We start from the raw sequence: 8927 nt of genomic DNA, 5'->3' as shown, positions 1-8927 counted from the left end.
CCCCGCCAGGGGCGCGAGGAACTGCGCGCTCAACCACCCACCCCACCGCACCCGACCCCACCCGCCCCGACGCCCTCCCGCCCCACCCCTCACGCAGGCTGCCGGCACCCCAACCCTCCCCCTCCCCGCCCCGCCAGGGGCGCGAGGAACTGCGCGCTCAACCACCCACCCCACCGCACCCGACCCCACCCGCACCGACGCCCTCCCGCCCCACCGCTCACGCGGGCTGTCGGCGCACGGGTGGGTGGGCGGACGGAAAACCCCCGTACCATTGACCGGTACGTCTGGTACCCCTAGAGGACTGGAACGGAAGAGTGCTGCCCGACTTCGGAGACCCCTCCGACCCCGGTAACCGCCCCGCCCGGCTCGCCGTCGGTGTCGTCGGCGCGGGTCGCGTCGGCCCCGCCCTGGGCGCCGCCCTGCAGCTCGCGGGCCACCGCGTGGTCGCCGCGTCCGGCGTCTCCGCCGCGTCCCGCCGCCGCGCCGAGGCCCTGCTGCCCGGCGTCCGGCTGGTGACGCCGCCGCAGGTGATGGCCGCCGCGGACCTGGTGCTGCTGACCGTCCCGGACGACGTCCTGCCCGATCTGGTGCAGGGGCTGGCGACGACCGGCGCCGTCCGCCCCGGCCAGTTGCTCGTCCACACTTCCGGCGCGCACGGCGTGGCCGTCCTGGAGCCCGCCACCCGCGCCGGCGCGCTGCCGCTCGCGCTGCACCCGGCGATGACCTTCACCGGCACCTCGGTGGACGTGGCCCGGCTGGCCGGCTGCCCGTTCGGGGTGACCGCGCCGGAGGAGCTGCGTCCGGTCGCCGAGGCGCTGGTGGTGGAGATGGGCGGCGAGCCGTCCTGGGTCCCGGAGGAGGTCCGGCCGCTCTACCACACGGCGCTCGCGCACGGCGCGAACCACCTGGTCACGCTGGTCGCGCAGGCGATGGAGCTGCTGCGCGCCGCGGGTGTCGCCGAGCCCGGCCAGATGCTCGGCCCGCTGCTGGGCGCGGCGCTGGACAACGCGCTGCGCTCGGGCGACCTGGCGCTGACCGGCCCGGTGGCCCGCGGTGACGTCGGGACGGTGCGCAAGCACCTGGACCGACTCGCTACGGTGACCCCGGACATCGGCCAGGCGTACCGGGCGATGGCGCGGGCGACCGCGCAGCGCGCGGTGGCGGGCGGCACGTTGAAGCCGGAGCCGGCGGCGGCGCTGCTGGACGTACTGAACGAGGAGAGTCACTGATGGCACGCGACAGGCGCCCGGCGAAGGCCCCGAAGCCGGCGAAGGTCCGCAAGGCGGTGCTGACCCGCACCGTGGAGGAGTTCGAGGCCGCGTTCTGGCCGGACGAGCAGCCGGTGGACAACGCCGTGGTGATGACCATGGGCGCGCTGCACGCGGGCCACGCGGCGCTGGTGCGCGAGGCCCGCCGCCAGGTCGGCGGGGACGGCCGGGTCGCGGTGACGGTCTTCGTGAACCCGCTGCAGTTCGGCGCGGGCGAGGACCTGGACCGCTACCCGCGCTCGCTGGACGAGGACGTCGCGCTGGCCGAGGAGATGGGCGCGGACGTGGTGTTCGCCCCGTCCGTGGACGAGATGTACCCGAACGGGGAGCCGCTGGTGCGGCTCTCGGCGGGCCCGATGGGCGAGGGCTTCGAGGGCGCGTCCCGCCCGGGGCACTTCGACGGGATGCTGACCGTCGTCGCCAAGCTGCTGCACATCACCGACCCGGACTTCGCGGTGTTCGGCGAGAAGGACGCCCAGCAGTTGGCGATCGTCCGCCGGATGGTCGCCGACCTGGACTTCGACGTGGAGGTGGTCGGCGTCCCGACCGTCCGCGAGGAGGACGGCCTGGCGCTGTCCTCCCGCAACCGCTTCCTCTCCGAGGCCGAGCGCACCCGGGCGCTCGCCCTCTCCCGCGCCCTGTTCGCCGGCCGGGACGCCGGCGCGCAGGGCCCGAAGGCCGTCCGCGAGGCGGCCGCCGCCGTGCTGGAGGGCGCGGACGGCATCTCCCCCGACTACCTCGCCCTGATCGATCCGCTGTCCTTCACCGAGGCGCCGGACGACTTCCGGGGCGAGGCGGTGCTCGCCGTCGCGGCCAGGGTCGGCTCGACCCGGCTGATCGACAACGTGAGCGTCATCGTCCGCTGACCCGGACGCCCGGGGCGGCCGGCTCCCGAGGGCCCGGCCGCCCGTCCACCACTGGTAGGCACCACCAGGCATGCACTCACAGGAGGCGTGACCCCATGTTCCGCACCATGCTCAAGTCCAAGATCCACCGGGCCACCGTCACCCAGGCCGACCTGCACTACGTGGGTTCGGTGACGGTCGACGAGGACCTGCTCGACGCCGCGGACCTGCTCCCCGGCGAGCTGGTCCACATCGTCGACATCAACAACGGCGCCCGGCTGGAGACCTACACCATCGCGGGCCCGCGCGGCTCCGGCGTCATAGGCATCAACGGCGCCGCCGCCCGGCTGGTCCACCCCGGCGACCTGGTGATCCTGATCGCCTACGGGCAGATGGACACCGCCGAGGCGAAGGCGTACCTGCCGAAGGTGGTCTTCGTCGACGAGCGCAACCGGATCACCGGCCTCGGCGGCGACCCCGCGGACGCCCCCGAGGGCAGCGGACTGGCGCGCGGCGACGCCGCGTACGGTGGTCCGAACGACGCGGCCGACGCCGTCGCGCGCTGAAGGAGCAGCTGACCCCATGCCGTACCGCCTGACCGCCCCCGCCCCCGGCTGGACCACGATCACCGACGTGGTCGTGATCGGCTCCGGCGTCGCCGGGCTCACCGTCGCGCTCAACGCCCGCAAGGCCGGCCTGCGGGCCATGGTGGTCACCAAGGCGGTGCTGGACGACGGCTCCACCCGCTGGGCCCAGGGCGGCATCGCCGCCGCCCTGGGCGAGGGCGACACCCCCGAGCAGCACCTGCAGGACACCCTGGTCGCGGGCGCCGGCCTGTGCGACGAGGAGGCCGTGCGCACCCTGGTCACCGAGGGCCCGGACGCGGTGCGCCGGCTGATCGAGGCGGGCGCCGAGTTCGACCTCGACGAGGACGGCGAGATCGTGCTGACCCGCGAGGGCGGCCACCACCGCCGCCGGATCGCGCACGCGGGCGGCGACGCCACCGGCGCCGAGATCGAGCGCGCCCTGGTCGCCGCGGTCGAGGCCGACCCGGGCCTCGAGCTGATCGAGCACGCCCTGGTCCTGGACCTGCTCACGGACGCCGACGGCCACGCCGCCGGCGTCACCCTGCACGTGATGGGCGAGGGCCAGCGCGACGGCGTCGGCGCGATCCTGGCCCGCGCCGTGGTGCTGGCCACCGGCGGCATGGGCCAGGTCTTCGAGGCCACCAGCAACCCGGCGGTCTCCACCGGCGACGGCGTCGCGCTGGCCCTGCGGGCCGGCGCCGAGGTCACCGACCTGGAGTTCGTCCAGTTCCACCCGACCGTGCTGTTCCTCGGCCCGGACGCCAAGGGCCAGCAGCCGCTGGTCTCCGAGGCGGTCCGCGGCGAGGGCGCCCACCTGGTCGACGCGGACGGGGTGCGCTTCATGGTCGGCCAGCACGAGCTGGCCGAGCTCGCCCCGCGCGACATCGTCGCCAAGGGGATCATCCGCCGGATGCACGCCAAGGGCACCCGGCACATGTACCTGGACGGGCGGCACTTCGGCGCCGAGATGTGGGAGCACCGCTTCCCCACCATCCTGGCCGCCTGCCGGGCCAACGGCATCGACCCGGTCACCGAGCCGGTCCCGGTCGCCCCGGCCGCCCACCACGCCTCCGGCGGCGTCCGCACCGACCTGCACGGCCGCACCACCGTCCCGGGCCTGTACGCCTGCGGTGAGGTGGCCTGCACCGGGGTGCACGGCGCGAACCGGCTGGCCTCCAACTCGCTGCTGGAGGGCCTGGTCTTCGCCGAGCGGATCGCCGCCGACCTGGCCGCGCTGAACGCCGCCGGGAAGCTCCCGGCCCGCACCGTCACCACCGACGCGGCGCACGCCGCGACGCCGGTGCCGCTGCTGCCCGCCGCCGCCCGCGGCGAGCTCCAGCACCTGATGTCCGCCGGCGCGGGCGTGCTCCGCTCCGCGGAGTCCCTGGCGGCCACCGCCAAGGGCCTGGCCGCGCTGGCCGACCCGGCCGACGCCGCCGACCCGTCCGTGGAGACCTGGGAGGCCACCAACCTGCACCAGGTCGCCACCGCGCTCACCACCTCCGCCGCCCTGCGCGAGGAGACCCGCGGCTGCCACTGGCGCGAGGACTTCCCCGACCGCGACGACGCCCACTGGCGGCGCCACGTCGTCCACCCGCTCGCCGACTGACGCCCCTCTCCCCGCCCCGCCCCCGCACCGCCGAAACTGGAGCACCCCACCATGTCCCACTCCGAACTGCCCCTCCTGTCCACCGAGTCCGGCGGCTGCGGCGACGGCTGCGCGTGCGGCGAGGGCGAGGAGTACGAGACCGGGCTCGACCCGGCGCTCGCCGCACTGCTGGAGGACGCCGGGCTGGACCCGGTCGAGGTCGAGGACGTGGCGATGATGGCCCTGTCCGAGGACCTGGCCGGCGGCGAGGACGTCACCTCGGTGGCGACCGTCCCGGCCGAGGCCGTCGCGACCGCCGACTTCACCGCCCGCCAGGCGGGCGTGGTGGCCGGCCTGCGGGTGGCGGAGGCCGTCGTCTCGCTGGTCTGCGAGGAGGAGTTCGAGGTCGAGCGGCACGTCGAGGACGGCGAGTCGGTCGCCCCCGGCCAGGTGCTGCTGTCGGTGCGCAGCCGCACCCGGGACCTGCTCACCGCCGAGCGCTCGGCGCTGAACCTGCTCTGCCACCTGTCCGGCATCGCGACCGCGACCCGCGCCTGGGCGGACGCCCTGGAGGGCACCGGCGCGGTGGTCCGCGACACCCGCAAGACCACGCCGGGCCTGCGCGCGCTGGAGAAGTTCGCGGTGCGGGCGGGCGGCGGCGCCAACCACCGGATGGCGCTCTCCGACGCGGCGCTGGTGAAGGACAACCACGTGGTCGCGGCGGGCGGCGTCGCCGAGGCGTTCACCGCCGTCCGGGAGGCGTTCCCGGAGCTGCCGATCGAGGTCGAGGTGGACACGGTCGAGCAGATCGAGCCCGTCCTGGCGGCCGGCGCCGACCTGATCCTGCTGGACAACTTCTCCCCCGCGCAGCTGCGCGAGGCGGTCGCCCTGGTCGCGGGCCGGGCGAAGCTGGAGGCTTCCGGCGGCCTGACCCTGGCCACCGCGCGCGAGGTCGCGGAGACTGGTGTCGACTACCTGGCCGTCGGGGCCCTGACGCACTCCTCGCCGATCCTCGACATCGGCCTGGACCTCCGCAGCTCCTGACCCCTCGAAGCAGAAAGCGCCCCATGCTCCTCACCATCGACGTCGGCAACACCCAGACCACGCTCGGCCTGTTCGACGGCGAGGAGATCGTCGAGCACTGGCGGATCTCCACCGACCCGCGCCGCACCGCGGACGAACTCGCGGTACTGCTCCAGGGGTTGATGGGCGCCCACCCGATCGTCTCGGCGGACGACCGGGTGGCCGGCCTGGCGATCTGCTCCTCCGTCCCGGCGGTGCTGCACGAACTGCGCGAGGTGACCCGCCGCTACTACGGGGACGTGCCGGCGGTGATCGTCGAGCCGGGCGTGAAGACCGGCGTGCACGTCCTGATGGACAACCCGAAGGAGGTCGGCGCGGACCGGATCGTCAACGCGCTGGCCGCCAACCACCTGTACGGCGGCCCGTGCATCGTGGTCGACTTCGGCACCGCCACCACCTTCGACGCGATCAACGCGCGCGGCGACTACGTGGGCGGCGCGATCGCCCCGGGCATCGAGATCTCGGTGGACGCCCTGGGCGGCCGCACCGCGATGCTCCGCAAGATCGAGCTGGCCCGCCCGCGCAACGTGATCGGCAAGAACACCGTGGAGGGCATGCAGTCGGGCATCCTGTACGGCTTCGCCGGGCAGGTCGACGGCCTGGTCAACCGGATGGCCAAGGAGCTCGCCAAGGACCCGAACGACGTCCAGGTGATCGCCACCGGCGGCCTGGCCCCGCTGGTCCTGGGCGAGGCCGACTCGATCGACGTGCACGAGCCCTGGCTGACCCTGATCGGCCTGCGCCTGATCTTCGAGCGCAACCGCCCGGCCACGGCCGCCTGACGCCCCGTCGGCCCCCGGGCCCCGGCCCCCTCGGACGGGGGTCCGGGGCCCGTCGCGTTCCCCCACCGCAGCTCGGGAACGGATGCACCATCTCATAGGCCAATCGGGACAAACACGTCCTCAATCGCCATAAGTCGGACGTACGCCACGTACTGTCGACCCATGCCAACGCCACACGGATCGCGCGGCGGCATGGCCTTCAGCGCCGATGAAGTCCGGGTGCTGCGCCGTGTCCTCGCCCAAGCCCTCTACCCGGCCGCCCCCGACCGGCTCCCGATGCCCGCCGCGGCCGGCGAACTGTGGGCCGAGGACGTCCAGGACGCGCTCCGGCTGACCGAGTCCATCGACGAGGCGGTCCAGGAGGGCGGCCGGCTGCGCGCCTTCATGCTCACCGACCTGACCCGCTACCGCGCCGCCCTGCCCGGCAGCGCCGGGGGCTACCTGGACCGCCTGGAGGAGGCCGTCACCGACGGCTACCTGCCCACCGCCGAGGACCTGTCGGCGCTGCGCTCGCTGTCCCGGCAGCCGTGCGGACCGAACGAGCAGGCCCGCCGCTCCCGCCTGGCCGGGCGCTGCCACGCGCTCGCCGAGGCCGAGGTCCGCGAGCGACTCTCCCTCGGCTCCGGGCAGCGCCACCTCGCCGCGGTGCCGAGCCCGGCGTCCGAACCCCAGCCCGCCACCCCCGTTGGAGGACGGTTCCCGATGAGCGACCAGCAGCCCCCGCACCCGGCCGACCGCCCCCGGCCCCGCCGGATGCCGACCCCCGCCGAACTCTTCGGCCGCCGCTCCCGCCCCACCCCCCACCAGGACCCCCCGGACGACGAGAACCGCCCGGAACTCGCCACCGGCACCGACGGCTGACGCACCGTCACCACGCGGGCCCCCTCCAAGCGGAGGGGGCCCGATGCGTTTGCCAACGTTTTGGTAAAGATTCGATCTGATACGAACCTCCCTGCCCTGAAGTGTCCGATTCGAGTGCTCCTGGTGGCCGAAACCGCACCCTAGGGTCGTCCCGCACACACCGTGCACACGGAACCCTTTGGGGGGATCATGCGCACCTCGCGCTCCCGTTCGTTCGGGCTCGCCACCACCCTGACCGCGCTCGCCCTGGGCGGCGCCGTCGCCCCGGCCGCCCACGCGGCCGACAGCACGCTGAAGATCGAGGCCCCCGACGCCGTCGCGGTCGACCCGGGCTCCACCGCTCCGGACCACGGCAGCAACTCGACCCGGATCCACCTGGACCTGACGCTCTCCGACCACCCGAAGCCCGCCATGGGCCGGATCACCGTCGACCTGGCCCCGCTGGAGGGCATCGCCACGGTCTCCACCCCGGACAGCCGCTGCACCGCCACCGGCCAGACGCTGACCTGCGACACGCTGACGATGTACGACGGCGAGCAGGGCCTCGACCTCTACCTGTACGCCCCCGCCGGCACCCCGCGCGCCGTGGGCAGCACCGCCGTCCTGCGCACCAGCGCGGTGTTCGACGGCGCGACCGCCTCCACCGACACCAAGGTGACCCTCGGCGGCAGCAACGTGGTGGTCGACGACGTCCCGGCCGCCGAGGGCCTCAAGCCCGGCGACGTCTGGAAGCCGTTGATCAAGATCACCAACAAGGGCCAGCTGCCCGCCTCCCAGCTCTACCTCACCTTCATCGGCGGGATGGAGTACTCCTTCCAGTCGCAGTTCTCCAACTGCCAGTACGCCACCGGCGGTGACGGCGGCGTCGACGCGGTGATCTGCACCCTCCCCGCGACGGTGGAGGCCGGCCAGAGCGTGACCCTGACGCCGATCGGCTTCAAGGTCGACGCCGACGCGTACTACCCGTACGAAGACATCCACGTGACCACGACCATGCCGGACCTGAGCGGGTGGATGAGCCAGTTCCACTTCACCCCGGGCCCGGCCTCCGCTCCCCCGCTGGTCGCCCTCGGCGCGCCGCAGAGCAGCGGCCCCAACGGGGTGGTCGACTTCGAGCGCGACAACGGCATCTCGCTGCACGGCGCCGTCCCCAACACCGCGGACTTCGTCGCCACCGGCAGCTGGACCCCCGAGGCGGGCAAGAAGCAGGGCAAGCTGACCGCCGGCCTGGTCAACAACGGCCCGGCGTCGATCGACTGGCGCAGCGGCTCCCACCCGGCCAAGGTCCGGGTGGAACTGCCCGCGCAGGCCAAGGTGCTGCAGAAGCCCGACAACTGCTACCAGGCCGTCCGGAACGCCCCGGCCAACAGCTTCACCTGCGACACCTCGGCCTACATCAAGAACGGCTACCGGGCCTCCTTCGACTTCACCGTCGAGGCCGACCCGGCCGCGAAGCTCTCCGCCGTGGTGACCCTCCCGTCGATCGGCGAGGACGGCCAGGAGAGCGGCAAGCCCTGGGACCCGAACAAGGCGAACGACGCGGTGACCGTCGCCCTCGGCGGTGAGGCGTCCACCGGCACGCCGTCCCCGCAGCCGAGCCAGTCCACCGGCACCGGGACCGGCGGCACCGACCCGTCCGCCTCCCCCTCGCCCGCCCCGGACGCCTCGTCGGCCGCGCCGTCGCCGAGCCCGAGCCCGAGCGCGTCCGCGACCGGCGGCACGAGCGGCGGCAGCACCGGCGGCACGACCGGCGGCAGCCTGGCCTCCACCGGTGGCGGCCAGGGCAGCGGCACCCTGCTCGGCCTGGGCATCGGCGCCGTCGCACTGGGCGGCGGCGTGGTCGCCGTCACCCGTCGCCGCAAGGCGGGCGCCCAGCAGTGACCTCCCCCGGTTCCCCGGGCCGCCCGCGCGGG

Annotated in this window: 8 protein-coding genes; all 8 read left to right on the top strand. The window is 74.5% G+C overall.

Annotated elements, in window-relative coordinates; all coding sequences use genetic code 11:
- Positions 1-314 precede the first annotated feature (314 nt).
- The 8 genes from ACFUEL_RS28830 to ACFUEL_RS28795 all read left to right on the top strand — a co-directional run bounded on the left by ACFUEL_RS28830 (position 315) and on the right by ACFUEL_RS28795 (position 8895).
- A complete protein-coding gene (locus ACFUEL_RS28830) occupies positions 315-1229 on the top strand; it encodes a Rossmann-like and DUF2520 domain-containing protein (RefSeq protein ID WP_380239698.1) in 915 nt (304 codons plus the stop codon).
- Positions 1229-2134 carry a pantoate--beta-alanine ligase gene (gene panC / locus ACFUEL_RS28825; RefSeq protein WP_380239697.1) on the top strand — a complete coding sequence of 302 codons (906 nt, stop codon included), beginning with the start codon at positions 1229-1231 and terminating at the stop codon, positions 2132-2134. Before ACFUEL_RS28830 ends, panC begins: the two co-directional genes overlap by 1 nt.
- Before the next feature lie 95 nt (positions 2135-2229).
- Positions 2230-2679: an aspartate 1-decarboxylase gene (gene panD / locus ACFUEL_RS28820; protein ID WP_380239696.1), complete on the top strand. Its 450-nt coding sequence runs from the start codon at positions 2230-2232 to the stop codon at positions 2677-2679.
- A 16-nt stretch (positions 2680-2695) separates the two neighbouring features.
- Positions 2696-4309, top strand: a complete 1614-nt coding sequence (locus ACFUEL_RS28815; RefSeq protein ID WP_380239695.1) for an L-aspartate oxidase — start codon at positions 2696-2698, stop codon at positions 4307-4309.
- 51 nt (positions 4310-4360) lie between these two features.
- Entirely contained in the window at positions 4361-5332 is a 972-nt protein-coding gene (gene nadC / locus ACFUEL_RS28810) for a carboxylating nicotinate-nucleotide diphosphorylase (protein WP_380239694.1), read from the top strand.
- Between the two features lie 23 nt (positions 5333-5355).
- Positions 5356-6153, top strand: coding sequence for a type III pantothenate kinase (locus tag ACFUEL_RS28805; RefSeq protein ID WP_014136518.1), 798 nt, complete (start codon positions 5356-5358; stop codon positions 6151-6153).
- A gap of 162 nt (positions 6154-6315) precedes the next feature.
- The gene (locus ACFUEL_RS28800) at positions 6316-7014 is read left to right on the top strand and encodes a hypothetical protein (protein WP_380239693.1); all 699 of its coding nucleotides are present in this window, start codon (positions 6316-6318) and stop codon (positions 7012-7014) included.
- Positions 7015-7203: 189 nt separating this feature from the next.
- Complete coding sequence (locus ACFUEL_RS28795; protein ID WP_380239692.1) at positions 7204-8895, top strand: hypothetical protein; 1692 nt, start codon at positions 7204-7206, stop codon at positions 8893-8895.
- Positions 8896-8927 lie beyond the last annotated feature (32 nt).

The sequence above is a fragment of the Kitasatospora sp. NPDC057198 genome (assembly GCF_042670125.1).
GTDB lineage: Bacteria > Actinomycetota > Actinomycetes > Streptomycetales > Streptomycetaceae > Kitasatospora.
This window is presented reverse-complemented; position numbering and strand designations above follow the sequence as displayed.

Excerpts from the sequence above, each read along its gene's own strand:
- panC (WP_380239697.1), top strand. The coding sequence starts at position 1,229 with ATGGCACGCGACAGGCGCCCGGCGAAGGCCCCGAAGCCGGCGAAGGTC.
- panD (WP_380239696.1), top strand. The coding sequence starts at position 2,230 with ATGTTCCGCACCATGCTCAAGTCCAAGATCCACCGGGCCACCGTCACC.
- ACFUEL_RS28815 (WP_380239695.1), top strand. The coding sequence starts at position 2,696 with ATGCCGTACCGCCTGACCGCCCCCGCCCCCGGCTGGACCACGATCACC.
- nadC (WP_380239694.1), top strand. The coding sequence starts at position 4,361 with ATGTCCCACTCCGAACTGCCCCTCCTGTCCACCGAGTCCGGCGGCTGC.
- ACFUEL_RS28805 (WP_014136518.1), top strand. The coding sequence starts at position 5,356 with ATGCTCCTCACCATCGACGTCGGCAACACCCAGACCACGCTCGGCCTG.
- ACFUEL_RS28800 (WP_380239693.1), top strand. The coding sequence starts at position 6,316 with ATGCCAACGCCACACGGATCGCGCGGCGGCATGGCCTTCAGCGCCGAT.
- ACFUEL_RS28795 (WP_380239692.1), top strand. The coding sequence starts at position 7,204 with ATGCGCACCTCGCGCTCCCGTTCGTTCGGGCTCGCCACCACCCTGACC.